The following is a 23,607-nucleotide window of genomic DNA, read 5'->3' as shown; positions in this document are numbered from 1 at the left end:
CAGTGTTTTTCTTAAAGACCATCAAACAATCAAGCCCAATAGTCTTCTTCTTAGGGCTCTATTGTGCCCGTCCTCTGCACGGGCAAGCGGACCGAGAAGACAACATGGGGTGCGCGGTATTCGTATCCAATGCTGCCCCCGTGTCCCTGGACGATCTGGTGGGCGATGTACAGCCCCAGCCCCATCCCCGACCGATTGCGCGCGTTGCCGACCGAAGAGGCCTTGAACGGACTGAAAAGATTGCGGGCAATGTCTTCCGGGATGGGGGCAGCGACATTGCGCACGGCGATCTCGTGCCATTCATCGGTGGCGGTCGCATGCACCTCGATGGGATGCCCGCTCTGGCCATGGTGCCGCGCGTTGCCAATCAGGTTGACGACCACCTGGGCGATGCGATCGGCATCGACACGGGCTTTCAGCGCAGCGGGGATGGTGCCCACGATCTCGGTGCCGGGGTGTGCCGTGCGGGCCTCGTCGATGAGGTCGTTCAGCAGGGCGACCAGATCCACGTCCGTGCGCTGCAGATCCAGTCCCAGGCCGCTCTGCAGGCGCGACATGTCCATCACCTGACTCACCAGCCGCTGCATGCGGCTGCTGGAGGACTGGATGCGCTGACCGATCCTGCCGGCCCGCCCGCCGTCGGTGCCGCCCTGTTCGAGCACGCGCGCGGCCATGCTGATGGAGTGCAGGGGGTCTCGCAGATCGTGGCCCAGGACGGCCATCAGCTGGTTGCGCGTGCGATTGATCTCGGCGGTGCGCGCGTTCTGCACGCGCACGAGTTCGTCCATCAACTGCCGCGCGGCATCCAGTTCCAGCGTGCTCCAATGCTCGGCGGTGGACCGGACGGTTTCCTTCCACAGATCGAACGAGCCGCGCGGGGTGAGCCGCGGGCCCAGGGGGCCGTGGCGGATGTCCTTGTCCGGCTTGCCGCCCCAGTGGATGGTCTCGATCTGCTCCTTGCGAAGAAAGATCAACCAGCCGTTGCGGTCCTGGTCGAAAGGGATGCCCAGCACGCCGCACCAGGGCGACGTCGCGGCGGCCAGTTCGGGCGCAAGCTGCGGCAGCGACTGGGTCTGGAACAGGCGCTGCCGGTCCTGGCCCGGCTCGGCGGCCAGCCATTGCACGATGGCGCTGCCCGCCGCTTCCGATACTTCGCCGAACACGCTCAGCTTCGCCCCATGAGCCACCAGCGCCGCATCGGCCTGCAAGATGGCGGCCATCTCGGCTGTGTGCTGGGTCAGGGCGGTGAATTCGTCGTCCGCGTGCAGCAGCTCTTCGATGAGGTGGGTGCGGGCCCCGGCCAGCTGCTGCAGGCGGTCCGCCTGGGAGCGGGAAAGCGTGCTCTGGATGTTGGCGGACAGCACCTGGGCGATCACGTCGCAGGCCATGCGCACGCTGTAGGGCACCTGGCGAGGACCCATGTGATGGCAGGCGATCAGGCCCCACAGCTGTTCGTTGATCACGATGGACACGCTCATCGACGCACCCACGCCCATGTTGGACAGGTATTCGATGTGGATTGGCGACACGCTGCGCAGAATGCTGCCGCTCAGGTCCAGCGGGGGCGCACCGGCCTCCTGCAGCAGGGGCACCGCGGCCGAGCGCACGTCGGCGATCAGCCGCAGGGTGTTGGCCACGTAGAGCCGACGCGCCTGCGCTGGAATGTCGCTGGCCGGATAGCGCCGGCCCAGGTAGGGGTCGAGCGTATCGACACACGATTCGGCGGCCACTTCGCCGCTGCTGTCGTGGCGAAAGCGATAGGCCATCACCCGGTCGAAGCCGGTCAGGGCCCGCAGTTCTTCGGTGGCCAGCTGCAGCAGCTCATCGATGGCCCGGGGCCGGCGCAGCTTTTCCATCGCGCGGTGGGCCTGCACGGCAAAGCCTGCCAGCTCGCTGTGGGTCTGGTGGCGCAGCTCGAATTCGGCCACCAGCATCGCGCTGCCGACATGCAGCACCACGTCGAACTGGCGGTCTTCCACCTGCAACTCGCTGGGCATGGGCACATCCCGCTCGCCCCGCAGCGCCTGCAAGCCGTCCTGAAGGAGCCCTGCAATCAGCGGGCACACCGTGCCTGGGCTTTCGGGCAGAGGCTCGCCCACGGTCACGCCGCACTGCAGAAGGGCCTGCACGTTGGCGCTGACATAGCGGACCACGCCTTCTCGGTCCACAGCGATCAGGGTGCCATGGCTCTGGATGCTGCCGGGCACGTGGATGGGCTCGCGGTCGCAGTTGTCCAGCGTGGTGGTGGTGCCGGGTGTGAATGACTGGATCATGCGAGCACCCCCTGGCCCTGCAACTGATGCCGCAGGCCATCGAAGCCGGCACGTGCGCCGGCGCAGGCCGCCTGGACATCGAAACGGCTCTGAACGTGGGTGTCGAGCAGCCTGGTGAACTGTTTCCAGCGCAAACCCGTGCCGGCACCCAGGCCGTGCAAATAGCGCAGCGGATGCGGCGCCAGCCGGGGCGCCAGGCGCTGGTACAGGAACTGGCCTCCCAATTGAGAGCCCTCCACCACATAGGCCAGGCCCCAGCAGACCGCCGCATGGCCGGGTGCCCCGAAAGCGGAAAACGCCTGCGCAGCCATCTGCTGCGTGCAGCCGCTGGCGTCACCGAAGCCGTCTTCGGCTTGCGCTGGCTCGCCGCGCATCGCCACCCAGTCCGCGTGCAGGGCGTGCAGGCGAGCGGGGCGTGCAAAGTCGAAACCGGGCACCAGCGACTCCAGCGCCGCCAGGTGCGGCTGGAGGGCCGTGAGCCAGGCGCTCAGGGCCAGGGTATGGTGGCGGTAGTCTTCCAGGCTGGCATCGGCCCTGCCGATTGGCAGGCTGGCATCCAGCTGCGCATGCGATTCCTTCGTGGTTTGTCGCAGCGCCGAAAGGCAGTCGGTCTCCGGCACCGGAGTGCAGGACGGGAGGGGAGATCGCTGTGACACGGAAGAAGGACGGGGGATCGGGGTGGCCAGAAAAGACTGGAGCAAGATTTTAGGGGCTGGGTCTGCCCATGGCGCCAGGCAGGTTACCCGCCTGTTTTGTGCCTGCAACACCTGCGCTCGCAGCGGGCGAGGTCCGTCCGGCCCGACGCCGCCGCTGCGTTGGCAGCGATGGCGAAACCCGTGCCTGCCGGCGGCAGTGAGATGGTTCAAAGCGAGGGACCTCAGGGCGGGGCGATGAGCCCTTGCACGCGGCGTGCAAGCGCATCGAGCGTAAAGGGCTTGGTGAGCACCTGCATGCCCCGCTCCAGGTGGCCGTTGCCCACGGCCGCATTTTCGGCATAGCCGGTGATGAACAGGATTTTCAGGTCCGGCCGGTAGATCCGGCCGCTATCGGCCATCTGCCGTCCGTTCATTCCACCGGGCAGGCCCACGTCGGTGATCAGCAGGTCGAGGTGGGTGCTGGACTGAAGTACCAGCAGCCCCGATGCCCCGTCCTGTGCCTCGATGGTGTCGTAGCCCATCTCCTGCAGCACCTCCACCACCAGCGACCGCACGCTCGGCTCGTCGTCCACTACCAGCACGGTGCCCGACCCCTGGCCTCCTGCGATCGACGGCGCCGAGGGCAGGTCGATGTCCTGCGCCGGCGCCTCGTGCCGCGGCAGGTAGATGCACATGGTCGTGCCCATGCCGGGCTCGGAGTAGGCGCGCACCTGGCCACCCGACTGCCGCGCGAATCCATAGACCATCGACAGCCCCAGCCCCGTGCCCATGCCGATCGGCTTGGTGGTGAAGAACGGCTCGAACACGCGGTGGATGATTTCGGGCGACATGCCGGTGCCGGTATCGGTCACGCACAGCGACACGTACTGACCCGGGGGCAGGTCGCGGTCCAGGGAGGCACGCTCGTCCATCCACTTGTTCGCAGTCTCGATGGTGAGCCGGCCGCCGCCGGGCATGGCGTCGCGAGAGTTGATGCACAGGTTGAGCAGGGCGCTTTCCAGTTGGTGGGGGTCCACGTGCGTGGTCCACAGGCCGACGGCGCCCACCACCTCCAGCTCGTTTTCGGGCCCGATGGTGCGCCGGATCAGCTCTTCCATGCCCTTCACGAGCCGGTTCACGTCGGTTGGCTTGGGGTCCAGCGTCTGCCGGCGCGAGAAGGCCAGCATGCGGTGGGTGAGCGAGGCCGCCCGCTTGGCGGCGCCCTGGCCCACGCTCACATAGCGCTCCAGGTCGTCGTAGCGGCCCTGGCCCACGCGGCGGTGCAGCAGTTCCAGGCTGCCTGTGATCGTGGCCAGCAGGTTGTTGAAGTCGTGCGCGAGCCCGCCCGTGAGCTGGCCCACGGCCTCCATCTTCTGCGACTGGCGCAGCGCCTCCTGCGCGGCTTCGCGCTCGCGCGATTCGGTGGTGAGGCGCGCGAGCGCGTTCTCGACCTCCTGGGTGCGCTCGACCACGCGCGCTTCCAGGTGGCTGTTCAGCGCGCGAAGCTCCTGTTCGGCCACCACCTTTTCCGTCACGTCGTAGCCCTCGGCGAAAACGCCGGTGACCTCGCCCTGGCCGTCGGTGGTGGGTTGGTAGATGAAGTCCAGGTAGCGCTCGGCCAGCGGCATGCCGGGCTTTTGCTGGATGAGGACCTTGAGGCCCTGGGCCAGGTACGGCTGCCCGGTGCGGTAGACCTCGTCCAGCAGTTCGTACAGCCCCTGGCCTTCCAGCTCGGGCAGGCCTTCGCGCACTGTCTTGCCTTCCACGCTGCGGTGCCCGATCAGCTGCACGTAGGAGTCGTTGACGAACTCGAAAACATGCTCCGGGCCGCGCAGTACGCACATGAAACCGGGCGCCTTCTGGAACAGGCTGCGCAGTCGGTCGCGCTCCGCCGTGCTTTCCTCCAGCACCCCGGCACTGGCCAGGCGCGAGGCGATCTGGCCGGCCAGCAACTGAACGAACGCCATGGCCTCGCCGTCGTGCATGGGCCGGTGCGGATTGGCCCCGCACACCATGAATCCCGCCGACCGGGCGCCGCCTTGTGCCGGCAGCGCCACGACGAACGCCGCCCGCGCCGGCGTGTCCCAATCGCCGGTGGGCACGTCGTTCACCGCGTCCAGCGGCACGGCGAAGGCCGCGTCGCCGGCTTGCAGTCGGTGGACCTGCCAGGGTTCCCGGGAGTTCATCGTCAGCACAGTGGGCGCCAGCCGATGGCCCTGGTCGATGCCTGCATTGCAGCTCAGGCGGGCCACGCCCGAGGGTTCGTACAGATAGACGAGTGAAAACGGCAAGTCCCGCTGGGCCTGGCCCATCCGCTCGCAGGCGGTGTCGAGCACGGCCCGGCGGCTGTTGACGGCCGACAGCGCCGCGCCCAGTTCGCGCAGCAGGCGCAGGCGCCGCTCGTTGAGCACGCGGCCCGTGTCTTCCGACACCGCGCAGAACAGGCCGTGGACCTGCCCGTCGTCGCCGTGCAGCGGGCTGTACGAAAACGTGTGGTACGTTTCCTCTAGGTAGCCCGCGCGGTCCAGCAGCAGCATCAGCGAGTCGTCCCAGGTGGACTCGGCCCGTTCGTACACGGCGTGCATGCGGCCTTTCACCTGATCCCAGATCTCGGCCCAGACCTCGGCGGTCGGGCGCGCGAGCGCGTACGGGTGCTTGGCCCCCAGCGTGGGGCGATAGGCATCGTTGTAGAAAAAAGCGATGTCCGGTCCCCAGCCCAGCCACATCTCGAAGCGCGAGGTGAGCAGGATGCGAAGCGCGACCTTCAGCGGCTCGGGCCAGAATGCCGGCGAGCCGAGCGGGGTGGCTTCCCAGTCGTGGGCGCGCATGAGCTGTGCCATCTCGCTGTCCCCGATGAAGATGTGCGCGAAGCGGTCGCTGTCAGCGGTGATGGCAGTGGCAGGGGAGGGGTTCATGCAAAAAATCAGCGTGAATCGGCCAGTCGGTTGATGGTGGCCATCAGGGCGTGGGGCTGCAAGGGCTTGCCCAGGTGCGCGTCGAATCCTGCCTCCAGAGCCCGTTGCGCGTCCTGCGCGCGGGAGAAGGCGGTCAGCGCGATGGCGATCGGCTGGGCCTTGCCCTCGGGCAGGGGCAGGGAGCGCAGGCTGCGGACCAGGTCGTAGCCGTCGCGCCCGGGCAGGCCGATGTCGCAGACCAGCACGTCGGGCCAGCGCTCGGCCAGGGCCTGCATGGCCGCGTCATGGTCGCCGGCTTCGCGCAGCCGCGCACCGCCGTCGGTGAGCACCACGGTGAGCATTTCGCGTGCATCGGGGTGGTCTTCCACGATGAGGATGTCCAGGCCCGCCAGGGGTCGGTCGTTCATCGGCGGTTCGGCCGGGGCATCGTCGCCAAGGGGCGCGGCGCGGGCCGTGTCGCCCCCTTTGTGGTCCACCGGCAGCATCACCTGCATGGTGGTGCCCTGGTCGAGCCCGGCACTCACGGCCGTGGCGCGGCCGCCGTGCAGTTCGGCCAGCTGCTTGACGATGGACAGCCCCAGGCCCAGGCCGCCGTGGCGTCGGTTGTCGGGCGAGTCGCTCTGCGTGAACCGGTCGAACAGGTGATCGATGAATTCGCTGGCGATGCCGCGCCCGTAGTCCCGCACGGACAGGGTGAGCTGGCCCTTCTCGCGCCGCAGCGCCACGTCGATGCGCGCGCCGTCGTTGGAGAATTTGATGGCATTGGTCAGCAGGTTCCAGAAGATCTGCTGAAAGCGCGTCGGGTCCAGCCAGGCGGGGGCATTCGCGTCCTGCACGGCCAGCGCCACGTCCAGGCGCTTTTCGGCGATCGAGGCCTGCAGCGCGTCGATGGAGGAGCGCACCGATTCGACGGGGTCGATCCATTCCCGCTCCAGGTGCAGCTTGCCGCTGTTGATGCGCGACACGTCGAGGATGTCCGAGATGATGCGCGCCTGCGCCTTCACGTTGCGGTGGATGGAGTCCAGGCCCTTGAGCAGCTCGGGCGTGCCGCCGCGGCGCTTGAGGATATGCACCCATCCGGCGATGGCGTTCAGCGGGGTGCGCAGTTCGTGCGACAGCACCGCGATGAAATCGTCCTTGGTGCGGCTCAGCCGCTCGGCAGTGGCGCGGGCCGCCTGCTCGCGCTCCAGCACATCCTGGCGGCGGGAGTCGAGCTCCATGCGCTCGGAGATGTCGGCCGCGATCGCCATGCGCAGGCCGGGCTCCACGTGGGCCGAGATGCTCCACTCCAGGTACACCCAGGCGCCGTCCGGGCGTTGCAGCGGAAACTCTCCCTGCCAGGGGTCGCCACGCTCGCCCCCCACGGTTTTTTCGGTGATGAAGTCCAGCCAGCCGGGCGGCGCAAAGTCGCTGATGGGGTGGCCCAGCAGTTCGTCGCGCGATCGGTCCAGCAGCCGCATCATGGCGGGGTTGACGTCGGTGAAACGGCCGTCGGGCTGGATCAGGCCGATACCCGCCAGCGCCTGACTGTAGATGGCGCGAAAGCGCCGGTCGCTGCGGCGCAGGCCGTCTTCGGCCATGCGCGCACGGATCAGCGCCTGCAGTGTGCCCACCAGCAGCGCGGGCTCCACCGGGTGCGTGAGGTAGGCGTCGGCCCCCGCGTTCAAACCGGTCACCCGGTCTTCGCTGTGCACGTGGGCGGCGGACAGGTGCGTGACCGGCAGCAGGACCGTGGCTTCCTGCTGGCGGATGATGCGGCAGACCTCGAAGCCGTCGATGTCGGGCAGGTGCACGTCCAGCACCACGGCCGACACGCCGGTGGCCGCCAGGCGGATGGCCTCGGTGCCGTTGTCGGCCTCCACGGTCTGAAAGCCGGCAGCGCGGATGATCCGGACGGTGGAGTAGCGCGTGACCGGGTTGTCGTCCACCACCAGCACCGTGTGCGCGGCGCGGTCGATGGTCGTGTGGATGGCGCTGACGTCCTGCATGCCGTTACCCATGGGCGCCGTCCTCGGTGGTTGCGGGAGCCCCCGTGGCCGCGGCTTCGTTGCCCGGCAGCCGCAGCGGCAGCGTCAGCGAGAACACCGAGCCGCTGCCCAGCGCGCTCTCCAGCGTGACCGTGCCGCCCAGCAGTTCGGCCAGCTGGCGGCTCACGGCCAGCCCCAGGCCGGTGCCGCGCAGACGCTTTTGCAGCGACGAGCCGATCTGCGTGTAGTCGTCAAACACGCTGGAATGGAATTCGGGAGCGATGCCGATGCCGGTGTCGGTCACCGAAAATCGCACCCGGTCTCCATCCACGACGCGGGCCGACACGCGCACCTCGCCCCGGGGCGTGAATTTGAGCGCGTTGGAGATGAAATTGCGCAGGATCTGCGACAACTTGCGGTCGTCCGTGTACAGCGGCGCGATGCCCTGGGGCTCGTCGAAGAACAGGTTGACGTCCGGGTTGGTCAGCACCGGCCGGAACATCCCGCGCAGGGCCTGGAACAGATCCAGCATGTCGAACCAGGCAGGCGAGATTTCCACGCGGCCGGCCTCGATCTTGGCGAGATCGAGCAGGTCGTCCACCATGTCGGCAAACTCATTCGCGGTGCTCTGGATGAATCCCACCTGGCGGGCTTGCTCGGTGTTGAGGGGCCCGTCCACATGGTCGGCCAGCAGCCGGGCGATGCTGCGAATGGAGTTGATGGGCGTGCGGAACTCGTGGCTCATGTAGGCCAGGAAACGGCTTTTCATCTCCGTGGCTTTTTGCAGCTGCTCGGCCTGCGCGTCCAACTCGGAATACAGCGCGACCACGCCGCGGTTGGTTTCCTCCAGCTCGGCGCTCAGCTCCTGGACTTCCCGCTGGCTTTCGGCCAGGGCGGCGCGCAGCGCCTCGATGGATTCCTGGGGCGCAGCGGCGGTGGGCGGCGTCGGTGCCGGCGTGTCGGATGCCTGGAAGGTGCGGTCGGAAATGAGGTCGGAGGTGCCGTCCATGGTGTCTTTCGTGCTTCGGGTCACTCGATGCACTGCACCACCACCACGGTCGCGTCGTCGCGCGCCCGGTGGTGATCGCGCAGCAGCACGGCGGCCACCAGGGTGGGATCGCTGCCCAGCAGGCGCTGGATGCTGGCGGGATGCCAGCGGGTTTCGATGCCGTCGCTGTGTACGACCAGCAGCGCATAGGAAGGCAGCTCGGTGGTGGTCTCCTGCGGCCGGCGCATGGTCAGGCCCACCGTGCCGTGCTGCGTGACGACCGAGCGGTCCGACAGGCCCGTGACCACGCGGGCCACCACGTTGCCAACGCCGGAACTGCGCACGGTGGCGGCCGTGGCATCCAGCCGCAGGCTGCACACGGCGGCGCCCCGCGTGGACTGCAGCTCGGCATGCATGCTTTCGATCTGCTCGCGCAGGTCGCCGAAGGGGGCCTGCAGGAACAGGTCCGCCGCCGCGCCGGACGCCTTGGCGGCCTCACTGCCGTGGCCGAGGCCATCGGCCACGAACAGCGCGGCCCGGGGGCCGTCCAGGGCTGCGGCCCAGGCGTCGCCGCACACAGTCTCGCCCGCCAGCGGCAACCGGATGGCACCCACCCGCAGGGTCTGGGGCGGGGCGGCTGGCGCATCGCCGGCCTCGCGGTGCTGGCGCACGCGGGCCACGCACACCGTGCCCTGCGGTACGGAGGAGTGGATGTCGAAGTCGTCCGCCAGCCGCCGGACCGCGCCCAGCCCGGCGCCCTGCGTGCCGCCGGTGGAGTAGCCGTCGCGCATGGACAGCGGCAGGTCCTGGATGCCTGGCCCGTGGTCGATGGCAATCACCTCCACCAGGCCGAGCGCCGGCACGGCCGCGATCAGCAAGCGGCCTTCGCGGGCGTGCAGGTGCAGGTTGTTGGCCAGCTCGGTCACCACGATGGACAGGCGCCCGCTGTCGGTGTCGCCCCATTCCATCTCGGCGCTCGCGTGGGCGGCGAAGCGCCGGGCTTCGCCCACGCAACTGGTGTCGCCCATCGCGAAGGCCGTGTGCGTCCATCCCATCAGCAACTGGGGGGCGTTGCCCGTGGGGGCGGCTACTTCCATTTGGTGATGCTCACGCGGGTCCCTTCGCCGGGGGCCGTGTGGATGTCGAACTCATTGACCAGGCGCCGGCTGCCCGGCAGTCCCAGGCCCATGCCGCCGCCCGAGGTCCAGCCGTCGGTCAGGGCGAGCTTCAGGTCGGAAATGCCCGGCCCCTCGTCTTCGAAATGCAGTTGCAGGCCATGGCGGCCCTGCCGCTCCAGCGTTTCCCAGCGCATGCGGCCGCCGCCACCGTGCACCAGCGTGTTGCGCGACAGCTCGCTGGCCGCCGTGATGAGCTTCGTCTGGTCCACCAGCGAGAATTTCAGCTGAGTGCACAGGACGCGGACCGTCTGCCGGCAGGCGACGATGTGCTGCTCCGACGCGATCGGCAACGTGCCGGCGGGATCAGCGGACAAGGGATGGCTCCTGGCGGATGCGCTCCAGCAATTGCATTCCGCGCTCCACGTTGAGTGCGGTGCGAACGCCTTCCAGGGACAGGCCCAGTTCCACCAGGGTGATGGCCACGGCGGGCTGCATGCCCACCACCACCGTGTGGGCCGAGAGAATGCGCGCGATGCCGGAGATGCTGCTCAGCATGCGCCCGACGAACGAGTCCACGATTTCCAGGCCCGAGATGTCGATCATGACGCCGGTGGCGCCCGTCTTGGCGATGCGGTCGGCCAGGTCGTCCTGCAACTGCATGGCGGTGCGGTCCTGCATGTCCACCTGGATGGTGACCAGCAGGGTTTCGCCCATGCGAAGAATGGGAATGCGGTCCATGGGGTGCTCCGGATCAGGCGGCGCGCGTGATGCGCCAGCCGGTTTTCTGCAGCGCCAGCGACAGCGCGTCCGCCAGATTGGCGCGCGTGTAGATGCCTTGCAGGTCGATGCCCAGGTGCACGATGGTCTGTGCGATCTGCGGGCGGATGCCGCTGATGATGCAGTCCGCGCCCATGAGCCGGATGGCCGCCACGGTCTTGAGCAGATGCTGCGCCACCAGCGTGTCCACGGTAGGCACCCCGGTGATGTCGATGATGGCGAGTTCTGATTCGGTCTCCAGGATGCGCTGCAGCAGCGTTTCCATGACCACCTGCGTGCGGTTGCTGTCCAGGACGCCGATCATGGGGACGGCCAGCACGCCGTCCCAGAGCTTCACCACGGGGGTGGACAGCTCCAGCAGCTCTTCCTGCTGGCGGCGGATGATGTCCTCGCGCGCCTGCTGGAAGGTGTTGGCCGTGCGCTGCGCCAGCTGGTCGACCAGCGCCGTGGCGGACCACAGGGCCGGAACCAGGTCGGCGGCGGCGGGCACCGTCTGCTGCAGCAGCGTAAAGAGGGGCTTTTTCATGGCCTGGACGAACACGCTGGTGTCGCCCGCCGTCTGGCCGCGCGAGGCGCGCGAGCGCGAAAGCGCTTCGAGCGCCTCGTTCATGCCTTGCCAGGCCGGACCATTGGGGCCTTGCGCGTCGCCGCCAGCCTGCAGCGCGCTGCGCAGCAGCTGCAGCAGTTCGCGCGCCTGCGCCGCCGTGGCGCGCTGGTGGGTGGGGTCTTGGGCGCCTGCCTCGGCCAGCCACTCATCCAGGATGGCGGATTCGTGGGTTTCCAGAAGGGAAAGAAGGGCCGGGTGTTGCTGCTTCATGGCAGGGCGCTTTTCTAGATAAAAAACAAATTCTAACGGGCGGGGCTGCACCGCCACGCGGGCTTGCCCTGCGCGGGCACCGGGCTTGTACCTACTTTCCGCGGGGCCGCGCCTGGGACGCACAGCGCTGGGCAGTCGGTGGGGTGGCGATGCGCGGGCCGCACCAGTCCGGGCCGTCGATGCGGGTCGCCGCCCGTTGCCGCACCGGGGGCTCCAGTGGCGGTGTGCCACCAAAGATAGAGGCTTTTGGATCGAAAAAGGGCCGTTGCCGGGATATTTCCTGCCTTTGATGCTATGAAAATAATAGCATTGGCCGCAATGCCAGCGGAACGGGTCGCCACCGCGCCGGCCGGGCCCCGATCTTGCAAGCCCACCCGTCACCCGGACCGGCGCGAGAAATCGCCCGCCTCCGGGGCTCCCGCCCGGTGGGAATGTGTGTGTGCAAATGGGGCCCTGTGCGTAGTAACCCTGTATAGACAGGCCTGTCGCACCGCCATCATTCCGGGCGTCGGAGCAATGCGGCGCGTGCCTTCCAGGTGCGCGACTCGATCTTTTCTTGTGAGGAGCAGATGATGGGCCGATCGGTTTTGAAAATGGTGTCGCTGGCGGTGGCGGGCGTTTGTGTGGCGGGGCTGTCCCTGCAGGCCCAGGCGCAGAACGTGAAGATTGCGCTGGGCATGTCGGGCTGGACGGGCTTCGCGCCGCTCACGCTGGCCGACAAGGCGGGCATTTTCAAGAAGAACGGCCTGGATGTGGAACTCAAGATGATTCCGCAGAAAGACCGCCACCTGGCCCTGGCCTCCGAGGCGATCCAGTGCGCGGCCACCACGGTGGAAACGCATGTGGCCTGGAACGCCAACGGCGTGCCCATCGTGCAGATCTTCCAGATGGACAAGTCCTACGGCGCCGACGGCCTGGCCGTGCGCAACGACGTGAAGGGCTTCGCCGACCTCAAGGGCAAGACCATCGGCGTGAGCGCGCCGGGCACCGCGCCGTACTTCGGCCTGGCCTGGATGCTGAACAAGAACGGCATGACGCTCAAGGACGTGAAGACCGTCTCGCTCGAACCCCAGCCCGCTGCGCAGGCCTTCGTGTCTGGCCAGAACGATGCCGCGATGACCTACGAGCCCTACCTGTCCACCGTGCGCGCCAACCCGCAGGCCGGCAAGATCCTGGCCACCACCATCGACTACCCCATGGTGATGGACACCGTGGGCTGCGCGCCCACCTGGCTCAAGGCCAACGCCAAGGCGGCGCAAGCCCTGGCTAACTCGTATTTCGAGGCGCTGGAGATGATCAAGGCGGACCCCGCCAAGGCCAACGAGATCATGGGCTCGGCCGTCAAGCAAAGCGGCGAGCAGTTCGCCAAGTCGTCGGCCTACCTGCGCTGGCAGGACAAGGCGGCCAACCAGAAGTTCTTCGCCGGCGAGCTGATGCAGTTCATGAAGGAGTCGGTGCCCATCCTGCTGGAGGCTGGCGTGATCCGCAAGGCGCCTGAAAAACTCGAGGCCACCTTCGACGCCAGCTTCATCCAGTGATGGCACGGGAGCCTGCCACCATGCCCGCCACGACTGCCGCCCGCCACCCTGCCGCAGGGCCGTCCGCCAGCGCCCCCGCCGCGCTGCGGGCGGGGCCTGCCCCTGATCCCGTTCGCCGCCGCGCCATGGCGCCGCTCGAGCCCGTCAGCCCACGCGTCCGCTGGGTGCTGGGCCTGGCGTTCTTCGTGGTGTTCATCGCCGTGTGGTCGTTCTTCACGCTGGGCGGCTTCGTGTCGCCCACGTTCCTGGCCAGTCCGGCCACCATGCTCAAGGAGGGCGGCCTGCTGTTCACCGAGTACGGCTTTCACAAGGACATCGGCATGACGGTGTGGCGCGTGCTCGGCGGCTTCGTGCTGGCGGCTGTCGTCGCGGTGCCGCTGGGCATCGCCATGGGCGCCTGGAAGCCGGTGGAGGCGTTCTTCGAGCCCTTCGTGTCGTTCTGCCGCTACCTGCCGGCCTCGGCCTTCATTCCGCTGCTGATCCTGTGGGCGGGCATCGGCGAGGCGCAGAAACTGCTCGTCATCTTCATCGGCTCGGTGTTCCAGATCACGCTGATGGTGGCCGTGACCGTGGGCGGCGCGCGGCGCGATCTGGTCGAGGCGGCCTACACGCTGGGCGCGGGCAACACGGGCATCGTGCGCCGCGTGCTCATTCCCGGCGCGGCGCCCGGCATTGCCGAAACGCTGCGCCTGGTGCTGGGCTGGGCCTGGACCTACGTCATCGTGGCCGAGCTGATCGGCTCGTCGTCAGGCATCGGCCACATGATCACCGACAGCCAGGCGCTGCTGAACACGGGGCAGATCATCTTCGGCATCATCGTGATCGGCGTCATCGGGCTGGTGTCCGACTTCGCCTTCAAGGCGGCCAACCGCCGCCTCTTCGCCTGGAGCACGCTATGACCGCACCGATGCTTTCCGTTCGCGGCGTATCGCGTACCTTCGCCGGTGCGCGCGGCCAGGCCACCCAGGCGCTGCTGCCGGTGGATTTCGAGGTGCGCGAGAACGACTTCGTCACCATCCTCGGGCCGTCCGGCTGCGGCAAATCGACGCTGCTGCGCATCGTGGCGGGGCTGGACTTTCCCACCGCGGGCGAGGTGCTGCTGGACGGCCAGCGCATCGACGGCCCCGGCGCCGACCGCGGCATGGTGTTCCAGAGCTACACGCTGTTTCCGTGGCTGACCATCGAGCAGAACATCCGCTTCGGCCTGCGCGAGCGCGGCATGCCCGAGGCGCAGCAAAAGGAGAGGGCGGCGTACTTCATCGCCAAGGTCGGCCTGCGCGGCTTCGAGCAGCACTACCCCAAGCAGCTGTCGGGCGGCATGCAGCAGCGCACGGCCATTGCCCGGGCCCTCGCCAACGACCCCAAGATCCTGCTGATGGACGAACCCTTCGGCGCGCTCGACAACCAGACCCGCGTGCTCATGCAGGAGCTGCTGCTGGGCATCTGGGAGGCCGAGCGCAAGACGGTGATGTTCGTCACCCACGACATCGACGAGGCGATCTTCATGGCCAACCGCGTGGCGGTGTTCAGCGCCCGGCCGGGCCGCATCAAGACCGAGCTCGCGGTGGACCTGCCGCACCCGCGGCACTACCGCGTGAAGACCTCGCCCGAGTTCATGGACCTGAAGGCGCGGCTGACCGAGGAGATCCGCGCCGAGTCCATGGCGGCGGACCTGCATTGAGCCGCGGCAAGAAACCCGCCGACATGAACGCCGCCGCCCTCCGTGCCAACGCCGAAGCCGAAGCCGAATCCGCTGCCGCGGCGCCGGTGGAGCCCGCGCTGGCGCTGTACCAGCAGGTCAAGGAGTTCATCGCCCGCAAGATCCAGGACGGCTCCTGGCGCGCGGGCGACCGGCTGCCCTCCGAGAGCGAGCTGGTGCTGCAGTTCGGCATGTCGCGCATGACCGTCAACCGCGCGCTGCGCGAGCTGTCCGAGCAGGGCCGCATCGTGCGCGTGGCCGGGGTGGGCAGTTTCGTGGCGGAGGACAAGCCCCAGTCCACGCTGCTGCAGATCGCCAACCTGGCCAGCGAGATCCGCCAGCGCGGGCACGACTACCGCTGCGACGTGCTCACGGTGGAGCGCGTGTCGGCCTCGATGGAGGTGGCCGCGGCGCTGGACCTGCGCACGGGCGAGTCGGTGTTCCATGCCGTGTGCGTGCACCGCGAGGACGGCGTGGCCGTGCAGCTGGAAGACCGTTATGTGAACCCGCGCGTGGTGCCCACCTTTGCGCAGCAGGACTTCACGCAGCTGCAGCCCTCGGAATTCCTGGTGCGCAATGTGCCGTTCGACCAGGTGGAGCACGTGGTCGATGCCGTGCTGCCCACGCCGGAGCAGGCGCAGCTGCTGGGCATGGAGCCCGCCCAGCCGTGCCTGCTGCTCACCCGCCGCACCTGGAGCCGCGGCGTGCCGGTGACCCTGGTGCGCTGCCTGCACCCCGCCTCGCGCTACCGTCTGGGCAGCCGCTTCCGCGCCGACGGCAATCCCGTGTTCGGATAGCGGGCCGCTGCTTTCATTGGCTTCCTTTTCGCTCGAATCTACTTGTATATACAGGATGAACTTGATGACCGATTCCTCCCCTGAAACCCTGGTGCTGCACCCCGGCCGCGTCACGCTGGGCGAACTGCGGCGCTTGAGCGCGGGCGGCGTGCGCCTGTCGCTGGACCCGGCCGCGCAGGCTGGCATGCAGGCCTCGCTGGCCACGGTGCAGCGCATCGTCGAAGAAGACCAGGTGGTCTATGGCATCAACACCGGCTTCGGCAAGCTCGCCAGCACGAAGATCGCCCACGGCCGGCTGGCCGAACTGCAGCGCAATCTGGTGCTGTCGCACAGCGTGGGCACCGGCGATCCGCTGCCCGACCCGGTGGTGCGCATGGTGCTGGCCACCAAGGCGGTGAGCCTGGCGCGCGGCCACTCCGGCGTGCGGCCCGCCATCGTCGATGCGCTGCTGGCCCTGGCCAATGCCGACGTGCTGCCCGTGATCCCGGCCAAGGGCTCGGTCGGCGCCTCGGGCGACCTGGCACCGCTGGCCCACCTGGCCTGCGTGCTGATCGGCGAGGGCCAGGCCAAGGTGCAGGGCCGCACGGTGCCGGGCCGCGAGGCCATGGCCGCCATCGGTTGCGAGCCGTTCGTCCTCGGCCCCAAGGAAGGGCTGGCGTTGCTGAACGGCACGCAGGTGTCCACGGCCCTTGCGCTGGCCGGGCTGTTCGGCGCCGAGAGCGTGTTCGCGGCCGGGCTGGTGTCGGGCGCGCTGTCGCTCGAAGCCATCAAGGGCTCGGTCAAGCCGTTCGATGCGCGCATCCACGAAGCGCGCGGCCAGCCGGGCCAGATCGCCGTGGCGGCCGCCGTGCGCGCGCTGCTGGAGGGCAGCGAGATCGATCCGTCGCACCCGCACTGCGGGCGCGTGCAGGACCCGTATTCGATCCGCTGCGTGCCGCAGGTGATGGGCGCGTGCCTCGATAACCTGCAGCATGCCGCGCGCGTGCTGCAGATCGAAGCCAATGCCGCCTCGGACAACCCGCTCGTGTTCTCCGAAACGGGCGACGTGATTTCGGGCGGCAACTTCCACGCCGAGCCAGTGGCCTTCGCTGCCGACATCATCGCGCTGGCGGTGGCCGAGATCGGCGCCATCTCCGAGCGGCGCCTGGCGCTGCTGCTGGACACCGGCCTGTCGGGCCTGCCGGCCTTCCTCATCCGCGACAGCGGCGTGAACTCAGGCTTCATGATCGCGCAGGTCACGGCCGCGGCGCTGGCGTCCGAGAACAAGTCGCTGGCCCACCCGGGCAGCGTGGACAGCCTGCCCACCTCGGCCAACCAGGAAGACCATGTGTCCATGGCCACCTACGCCGCGCGGCGCCTGACCGACATGGTGCGCAACACGGCGGTGGTGGTCGGCATCGAGGCCATGGCCGCCACCCAGGGCATCGACTTCGACCGCGTGCCCGCACCGGGCGCCGCCGCCACCCCGTGGCTGAAAAGCTCGCCGCTCATCGAAGCGCAGATCGCCGCCATCCGCGCGCGCGTTGCCTTCCTGGAGCAGGACCGCTTTCTCGCCACCGACATCGAGGCCATGCGCGGCTGGGCCCAGGAATCCGCCTGGCCCGCGCCCGTGACCGCCCACCTGCCCAGCTTCGTTTCCCAGATTTCGTGAAGGAGCCTTTGCCATGAACGCCAACGACGCCATCCTCTCCACCGCCGCGGCCCCGCTCGCCGACCCCCGCCACGACCCCACGCGCGTGATCCGCGCCCCGCGCGGCAGCCAGCTGAACTGCAAGAACTGGCTGCGAGGCCGCCTACCGCATGATCCAGAACAACCTGGATGCCGAGGTGGCCGAGCGCCCGCAGGATCTGGTGGTCTACGGGGGCATCGGCCGCGCCGCGCGCGACTGGGCCTGCTACGACCAGATCCTGTCGTCGCTCAAGGTGCTGGAGGCCGACGAAACCCTGCTGATCCAGTCCGGCAAGCCGGTGGGCGTGTTCAAGACGCACGAGAACGCGCCGCGCGTGCTGCTGGCCAACTCCAACCTGGTGCCGAAGTGGGGCACCTGGGAACACTTCAACGAACTGGACCGCAAGGGCCTGTTCATGTACGGCCAGATGACGGCCGGCAGCTGGATCTACATCGGCAGCCAGGGCATCGTGCAGGGCACGTTCGAGACCTTCGTGGAAGCCGGCCGCCAGCACTACGACAACGACCTCTCCGGCAAGTGGATCCTCACGGCGGGCTTGGGGGGCATGGGCGGCGCGCAGCCCCTGGCCGCCACGCTGGCCGGCGCCGTGTCGCTCAATATCGAGTGCCAGCAAAGCAGCATCGACTTTCGCCTGCGCACGCGCTATGTGGACAAGCAGGCGCGCGACATCGACCATGCGCTGGAGTTGATCCGGCAGCACTGCGACGCGAAGGAGGCCGTCTCCATCGCACTGCTGGGCAACGCGGCCGAGGTGCTGCCCGAACTGGTCCGCCGCGCGAAGGCGGGCGGTTGCAAGCCCGACCTGGTGACGGACCAGACCTCCGCCCACGACCTGATCCACGGCTACCTGCCCGCCGGCTGGACAGTGCCGCAATGGCAGGCCGCGATGAAGGACCCGGCGCAGCATGCCGCCCTGACGAAGGCCGCCGCCCAGTCGTGCGCGGTGCACGTGCAGGCCATGCTGGACTTCCAGGCCATGGGCATTCCCACGGTGGACTACGGCAACAACATCCGCCAGGTGGCGTTCGACGAGGGGGTGAAGAACGCCTTCGACTTCCCCGGCTTCGTGCCCGCCTACATCCGCCCGCTGTTCTGCGAGGGCAAGGGCCCGTTCCGCTGGGTGGCGCTGTCGGGCGACCCGGAGGACATCTACAAGACCGATGCCAAGATCAAGGAGCTGTTCCCCGACAACCACCACACGCACCGCTGGCTGGACATGGCGCGCGAGCGGATCGCCTTCCAGGGCCTGCCCGCGCGCATCTGCTGGCTGGGCCTGGGCGAGCGCCACAAGGCGGCGCTGGCCTTCAACGAAATGGTCAGGAGCGGCGAACTCAAGGCGCCCATCGTCATCGGCCGCGACCACCTGGACACCGGTTCGGTGGCCAGCCCCAACCGCGAGACCGAGGCCATGAAGGACGGCACCGACGCGGTGAGCGACTGGCCGCTGCTGAACGCGCTGCTCAACACGGCGGGCGGCGCCACGTGGGTGAGCCTGCACCACGGCGGCGGCGTGGGCATGGGCTACTCGCAGCATGCCGGCGTGGTCATCGTGGCCGACGGCACCGATGAGGCGGCCGCGCGCCTGGGCCGCGTGCTGTGGAACGACCCGGCCTCGGGCGTGATGCGGCATGCCGACGCGGGCTACGACATCGCGGTGGCCACCGCACGCAGGCAGGGCCTGAACCTTCCCATGGTGCGCTGAGGCCTGCGCAGGGCCACCGGAAAACGGAATTTCGCCATTCCGCGAGAAAAAAGGAGAACCCCATTCCCAATGGCCGGGAATGGGGGCGTGTGCTCCCGGGCCGCTTCCTTCGATACTGAACGCATGACCCGAAGTGCATTGCCCAGCGCCGTTGCGACGTCCGACCGAGTGCTCCAGGTGCTGGCCGTGCTGGCCCAGCAGGGCAGGGCGATGGCCGCGACCGAGCTCATGGAGCACACCGGCATGGCGCGCAGCACGCTGTACCGCCAGCTCGCGCGCCTCAAGCGCTGGGGCTTCGTGCTGGAAAGCGATGGCGGCTATGCGCCGGGCCCTTTGAGCCTTCAGCTGGCCCTCGGCTTCGACCTGGCTTCGCACCTGGTGCGGCAGGCGCGCCCCGGCATGGTGGAGCTGTCGCAGCAGTCGCAGGAAAGCGTCGGCCTGATCGTCGCGGTGAACGACCAGGCCATCTGCCTGGACATGGTGGAAAGCCACCATTCGCTGCGCTGCTCGTTCGAAAAGGGTCGCAGCGTGCCGCTGCGCACGGGCGCCTCGGCCAAGTGCGTGCTGGCCCATCTGCCGCCCGCCGCGCGCGATGCGGTGCTCGACAGCCAGTGGGGCACGGGCACGCCCGAGCGCGAGGCCGCCCAGCAGGCGCTGGAGGCGATCCGCAAGGCCGGCTTCGCCACCAGCGAGAGCGAGGTGGACCCCGGCGTCTGGGGCTGCAGCGTGCCGCTGTTCGGCGCGTCCCGCCAGGCCGCGGGCGCCATCACGCTGATGGCGCCGGTGATGCGGGCCCAGGGGCAGGAGGCCGCGCTGATCCGCATGGTGGTCGTGGCGGCCGCCCGCATCTCGCGCCAACTCGTTCTGCACTGAACCCGGCCGCATCGTTTTTCTTTTTCCCTCGAGTGCCTTTCTCTTCCTCCCACCCCCACCGGAAACTCCCATGAACATCCGACGCAATCTCCTCCTGGCCAGCTTGGCCGCCGTGTTCGCCCTGGGCGCCGGCGCCGCCCGCGCGCAAGACAACGTGCTGCGAGTGGCCACCGATGCCACCTTCCCGCCGATGGAGTTCGTCGAGAACGGCAAGCGCACCGGCTTCGACGTGGAGCTGGTGGAGGCCGTCGCCAAGAGCATGGGCAAGCAGGTCGAGTGGGTGGACATCGACTTCAAGGGCCTGATCCCCGGCCTGATCTCGCGGCGCTTCGACATGGCCGTCTCGGGCATCTACATCACCGACGAGCGCAAGAAGGTCGTCGATTTCACCGAGCCTTACTACGCCGGCGGCCTGGTCGCCATGGTCAAGGAAGGCAATACCACCATCCGCAAGCCGGCCGACCTGGACGGCAAGAAGATCTCGGTCCAGGTAGGCACCAAGTCGGTCGCCTTCCTCACGCAGAACTACCCCAAGGCGCAACGCGTGGAGGTCGAGAAGAACCAGGAAATGTTCAACCTGGTGGACATCGGCCGCGCCGACGCCGCCGTCACCGGCAAGCCCGCGGCCTACCAGTACGTGCGCACCCGGCCCGGCCTGCGCGTGATTGAGGAGCAACTCACCACCGAGGAATACGGCATGGCGCTGCGCAAGGACACGCCCGAGCTCACCCGCGCGGTGAACGCCGCGCTGGCCAAGCTCAAGGCCGACGGCACTTACGCGGCCATCGTGAAGAAGTGGTTCAGCGGCAGCGCCGCCACCACCGCGGCCACACCGGCTGCCAAGTGAGCCGGCGGACCACCGCCGCCGACCGAATCGACAAGCACTGAACCCGAGCGATGGAACTCGACTTTTCCCCCGTGTGGGCCGGCTGGCCCCAACTGCTGGAGGGCGCGCTGGTGACCGTGGAGATCACGGCCGCCTCGCTGCTCCTGGGCTGCGTGATGGGGTTGCTGGTGGGCATCGGCCGCCTCGACCCCCGGCGCCGCATCGTGTATGGCCTGTGCACGGCCTATGTGGCGGCCATCCGCGGCACGCCGCTGCTGGTGCAGCTGTTCATCCTGTTCTTCGGGCTGCCGCAGTTCGGCATCCTGCTGCCGGCGTTCCTGTGCGGCGTGATCGGGCTGGGCATCTACTCGGGCGCGTACGTGTCCGAGATCGTGCGCGGCGCGATCCAGTCCATCGACCGGGGCCAGATGGAGGCCGCGCGCTCCATCGGCATGTCCTCGGGCGTGGCGATGCGCTGGGTGGTGCTGCCCCAGGCCGTGGTGCGCATGATTCCGCCGCTGGGCAACGAGTTCATCGCGCTCATCAAGAACTCGGCGCTGGTGTCGCTGCTGACCATCCACGACCTGATGCACGAGGGGCAGAAGATCATCAGCGTGTCGTACCGCTCGCTGGAGGTGTACCTGGCCATCGCGGTCGTGTACTTCCTGCTCACCGGCGCGACCACGCTGGTGCTGCGCCACATCGAGTTGCGCCTGCGCGCCGGGGGGATGGTGCAATGACGCAGTCCCCATCGACCCAGGCATCCGCTGCGGATGCGGCACCCATCGTGCGCATCCGTGGCCTGCGCAAGGCCTTCGGCGAGCACGTGGTGCTCAACGGCATCGACTTCGACGTGCAGCCGTCGCAGGTGGTGGTGGTGATCGGGCCCAGCGGCTCGGGCAAGAGCACCTTCCTGCGCTGCTGCAACGGGCTGGAGCAGCCCCAGGGCGGGCGCATCGACATCTGCGGGCGCACCCTGGTGGACGAGGGCCGCATGCTGCCCGAGCGCGAGCTCAACGCGCTGCGCGAAGAGGTGGGCATGGTCTTCCAGTCGTTCAACCTGTTCCCGCACCTGTCGGTGCTCGACAACGTCACCCTGGGCCCGCGCAAGCTGCGCGGCGCTTCCCGCGCCGAGGCCGAAAGCCAGGCGCGCGCCTTGCTGGACAAGGTGGGCCTGGGCCACAAGGCCTCGGCCATGCCGGCCAGCCTGTCGGGCGGCCAGAAGCAGCGCGTGGCGATCGCCCGGGCCCTGGCCATGCAGCCGCGCGTGATGCTGTTCGACGAACCCACCTCGGCCCTGGACCCGGAGCTGGTGGGCGAGGTGCTGCAGGTCATGAAGCTGCTGGCGCGCGAGGGCATGACCATGATGGTCGTCACGCACGAGATGGACTTCGCGCGCGAGGTCGGCGACACCGTGGTGGTGATGGACGCCGGCGGCATCATCGAATCGGGCCCGCCCGCCAGGATCTTCACCGAGCCCACGCAGGAGCGCACCCGCGCGTTCCTGCAGGCCGTGCTGTCGCGCACTTGAGCGCCGCCCCCACCGAGCCGCCGAGAGTGAGGCCTTCGCCATGACGCTTTCCACCCCCCTGGTGCCCCCGCCCGACCTGCAGCAGCGGCTGCGCGAGCGCGTGACCGACGCCCTCGTGGCCGACTTCGCGCGCGACGGCGCGGTGTGCATCCGCCAGTTGCTCACGCCGGGCGAGGTGGCGCTGCTGCGCAGCGGCATCGACGCCAACCTGGCCGCGCCCAGTCCGCGCGCCAAGGTGGCGAGCCGCCCGGACGATCCGGGCCGGTTCTTCGAGGACTTCTGCAACTGGCAGGACATTCCCGCCTTCGGCCGCTTCATCGCCGAGACGCCCGTGGCCTGGGCCGCCCAGCGGCTCATGCAGTCGGCCAGCGTGCGGCTGTACCACGACCATGTGCTGGTCAAGGAGCCGGGCACGCGCCAGCGCACGCCCTGGCACCAGGACCAGCCCTACTACAACATCGACGGCACCCAGAACGTGAGCCTGTGGATTCCCGTGGACCCGGTGGCGCGCGAGGCCACGCTGGAGTTCGTGGCCGGCTCGCACCGGGGGCCGTGGCGCATGCCGCGCACCTTCATGGACCAGCAGGCGCGGTGGTTTCCCGAAGGCTCGCTGGCCGAGCTGCCCGACATCGAGGCCGACCGCGCGGCGTTTCCCATCCTGGGCTGGGAGATCGCGCCCGGCGACGTGGTGTGCTTTCACATGCTGGCCCTGCATGCCTCGGGCGGTGTGCCCGGGCCGCAGCGTCGCCGCGTGTTCTCGGTGCGCTTTCTGGGCGACGACACGCGCCATGCGCCGCGCGCCTGGAAGACCTCGCCCGATTTCCCGGGCCTGGCCGACACGTTGCCGGCCGGCGCACCCATGGCGCACCCGCTCTTTCCGCTGCTGGTGGGGGAGGCGGGATGACGGCGGCGCTGCAGCGGTTCGACCTGTCGGCCATCGCGCCCACCCCGTGGAAGAACGGCGGCGGCGACACGCGCGAGCTGGCCTGCTGGCCGCCGGGCGCCGGCATGGACGCCTTCGAGTGGCGCGTGAGCGTGGCCACCATCGCGGCGCCCGGGCCGTTCTCGGCCTTCCAGGGCGTGCAGCGCCAGATCATGCTGCTGGACGGGGCCGGCGTGCGCCTGCGCGCCGAGGACGAGGGCATCGACCATGCGCTGGACGAGCGCTGGCAGCCCGTGGCGTTCGCGGGCGACCAGGCCATCGACTGCATCCCGCTGGGCGGCGCCTCGACCGACTTCAACCTGATGCTGCGGCATGGCCGCTGGCAGGGCGCGGTGCAGGTGCTGCAGAACGCGTGCGTGCCGGGCAGCACGCCCGCGGGCCTGTGCATGGTGCTGTCGGGCCGGTGGCATCGGGGCGGCGAGGTCTTCGGGCCAGGGCAGGGCCTGTGGTACGTGGTGTTCGCCCATGCCGACCGCATCATCGTGCTGGCGCAGGGCCGGCTCATCGCCGAGGGCGA

Annotated in this window: 20 protein-coding genes and 1 pseudogene; 12 read left to right on the top strand and 9 right to left on the bottom strand. The window is 68.9% G+C overall.

Features of this window, described 5'->3' with window-relative positions:
• Positions 1 to 50: 50 nt before the first annotated feature.
• The 9 genes from AC27IO_RS02385 to AC27IO_RS02345 all read right to left on the bottom strand — a co-directional run bounded on the left by AC27IO_RS02385 (position 51) and on the right by AC27IO_RS02345 (position 11,490).
• Entirely contained in the window at positions 51 to 2,273 is a 2,223-nt protein-coding gene (locus tag AC27IO_RS02385) for an ATP-binding protein (RefSeq protein ID WP_498737083.1), read from the bottom strand.
• Complete coding sequence (locus tag AC27IO_RS02380) at positions 2,270 to 2,893, bottom strand: biliverdin-producing heme oxygenase (RefSeq protein WP_317357522.1); 624 nt, start codon at positions 2,891 to 2,893, stop codon at positions 2,270 to 2,272. Before AC27IO_RS02380 ends, AC27IO_RS02385 begins: the two co-directional genes overlap by 4 nt.
• A 257-nt stretch (positions 2,894 to 3,150) precedes the next feature.
• Complete coding sequence (locus AC27IO_RS02375) at positions 3,151 to 5,823, bottom strand: ATP-binding protein (protein ID WP_498737082.1); 2,673 nt, start codon at positions 5,821 to 5,823, stop codon at positions 3,151 to 3,153.
• Between the two features lie 8 nt (positions 5,824 to 5,831).
• On the bottom strand, positions 5,832 to 7,811 hold the full coding sequence (locus tag AC27IO_RS02370) for a hybrid sensor histidine kinase/response regulator (protein WP_284429556.1): 1,980 nt from the start codon (positions 7,809 to 7,811) through the stop codon (positions 5,832 to 5,834).
• Between the two features lie 4 nt (positions 7,812 to 7,815).
• Positions 7,816 to 8,799, bottom strand: coding sequence for an ATP-binding protein (locus tag AC27IO_RS02365; protein ID WP_487088261.1), 984 nt, complete (start codon positions 8,797 to 8,799; stop codon positions 7,816 to 7,818).
• A 20-nt stretch (positions 8,800 to 8,819) separates the two neighbouring features.
• A complete protein-coding gene (locus AC27IO_RS02360) occupies positions 8,820 to 9,875 on the bottom strand; it encodes an anti-sigma regulatory factor (protein WP_317357531.1) in 1,056 nt (351 codons plus the stop codon).
• Positions 9,866 to 10,270, bottom strand: a complete 405-nt coding sequence (locus AC27IO_RS02355) for an anti-sigma regulatory factor (protein ID WP_272563946.1) — start codon at positions 10,268 to 10,270, stop codon at positions 9,866 to 9,868. The genes AC27IO_RS02360 and AC27IO_RS02355 overlap by 10 nt, the downstream gene beginning before the upstream one ends.
• The gene (locus AC27IO_RS02350; RefSeq protein ID WP_284409314.1) at positions 10,260 to 10,634 is read right to left on the bottom strand and encodes an STAS domain-containing protein; all 375 of its coding nucleotides are present in this window, start codon (positions 10,632 to 10,634) and stop codon (positions 10,260 to 10,262) included. The genes AC27IO_RS02355 and AC27IO_RS02350 overlap by 11 nt, the downstream gene beginning before the upstream one ends.
• A 13-nt stretch (positions 10,635 to 10,647) precedes the next feature.
• Positions 10,648 to 11,490, bottom strand: coding sequence for an STAS domain-containing protein (locus AC27IO_RS02345; RefSeq protein WP_284428716.1), 843 nt, complete (start codon positions 11,488 to 11,490; stop codon positions 10,648 to 10,650).
• A gap of 572 nt (positions 11,491 to 12,062) precedes the next feature.
• On the opposite strand from AC27IO_RS02345, the gene AC27IO_RS02340 reads away from it, so the two are divergent.
• The 12 genes and pseudogenes from AC27IO_RS02340 to AC27IO_RS02285 form a co-directional block, all read left to right on the top strand.
• Positions 12,063 to 13,028, top strand: coding sequence for an ABC transporter substrate-binding protein (locus tag AC27IO_RS02340; RefSeq protein ID WP_272563943.1), 966 nt, complete (start codon positions 12,063 to 12,065; stop codon positions 13,026 to 13,028).
• 20 nt (positions 13,029 to 13,048) lie between these two features.
• Positions 13,049 to 13,927: an ABC transporter permease gene (locus AC27IO_RS02335; protein WP_498737079.1), complete on the top strand. Its 879-nt coding sequence runs from the start codon at positions 13,049 to 13,051 to the stop codon at positions 13,925 to 13,927.
• Complete coding sequence (locus AC27IO_RS02330) at positions 13,924 to 14,709, top strand: ABC transporter ATP-binding protein (RefSeq protein ID WP_272563942.1); 786 nt, start codon at positions 13,924 to 13,926, stop codon at positions 14,707 to 14,709. Before AC27IO_RS02335 ends, AC27IO_RS02330 begins: the two co-directional genes overlap by 4 nt.
• A 23-nt stretch (positions 14,710 to 14,732) precedes the next feature.
• Entirely contained in the window at positions 14,733 to 15,524 is a 792-nt protein-coding gene (gene hutC, locus AC27IO_RS02325; RefSeq protein ID WP_498737077.1) for a histidine utilization transcriptional repressor HutC, read from the top strand.
• A gap of 64 nt (positions 15,525 to 15,588) precedes the next feature.
• On the top strand, positions 15,589 to 17,175 hold the full coding sequence (gene hutH, locus AC27IO_RS02320) for a histidine ammonia-lyase (protein WP_284409322.1): 1,587 nt from the start codon (positions 15,589 to 15,591) through the stop codon (positions 17,173 to 17,175).
• A 13-nt stretch (positions 17,176 to 17,188) separates the two neighbouring features.
• Positions 17,189 to 18,917: pseudogene (gene hutU, locus AC27IO_RS02315) on the top strand (urocanate hydratase).
• 123 nt (positions 18,918 to 19,040) lie between these two features.
• The gene (locus tag AC27IO_RS02310; RefSeq protein WP_272563939.1) at positions 19,041 to 19,790 is read left to right on the top strand and encodes an IclR family transcriptional regulator; all 750 of its coding nucleotides are present in this window, start codon (positions 19,041 to 19,043) and stop codon (positions 19,788 to 19,790) included.
• Positions 19,791 to 19,860: 70 nt separating this feature from the next.
• A complete protein-coding gene (locus tag AC27IO_RS02305) occupies positions 19,861 to 20,637 on the top strand; it encodes a glutamine ABC transporter substrate-binding protein (protein WP_284401839.1) in 777 nt (258 codons plus the stop codon).
• Positions 20,638 to 20,687: 50 nt separating this feature from the next.
• Positions 20,688 to 21,356, top strand: a complete 669-nt coding sequence (locus AC27IO_RS02300) for an amino acid ABC transporter permease (protein ID WP_284401841.1) — start codon at positions 20,688 to 20,690, stop codon at positions 21,354 to 21,356.
• Positions 21,353 to 22,147, top strand: a complete 795-nt coding sequence (locus AC27IO_RS02295; RefSeq protein WP_498737073.1) for an amino acid ABC transporter ATP-binding protein — start codon at positions 21,353 to 21,355, stop codon at positions 22,145 to 22,147. Before AC27IO_RS02300 ends, AC27IO_RS02295 begins: the two co-directional genes overlap by 4 nt.
• Positions 22,148 to 22,187: 40 nt before the next feature.
• Complete coding sequence (locus AC27IO_RS02290) at positions 22,188 to 23,051, top strand: phytanoyl-CoA dioxygenase family protein (RefSeq protein ID WP_272563935.1); 864 nt, start codon at positions 22,188 to 22,190, stop codon at positions 23,049 to 23,051.
• An 8-nt stretch (positions 23,052 to 23,059) separates the two neighbouring features.
• Positions 23,060 to 23,607, top strand: a 548-nt coding sequence (locus AC27IO_RS02285) for a HutD/Ves family protein (protein ID WP_498737114.1), incomplete at its 3' end; no start/stop codon positions are given.

The organism is Acidovorax sp. KNOB132, assembly GCF_057541515.1.
Note: the sequence above shows the minus strand (reverse complement) of the source record. Positions and strands in the feature narration are given on the sequence as shown.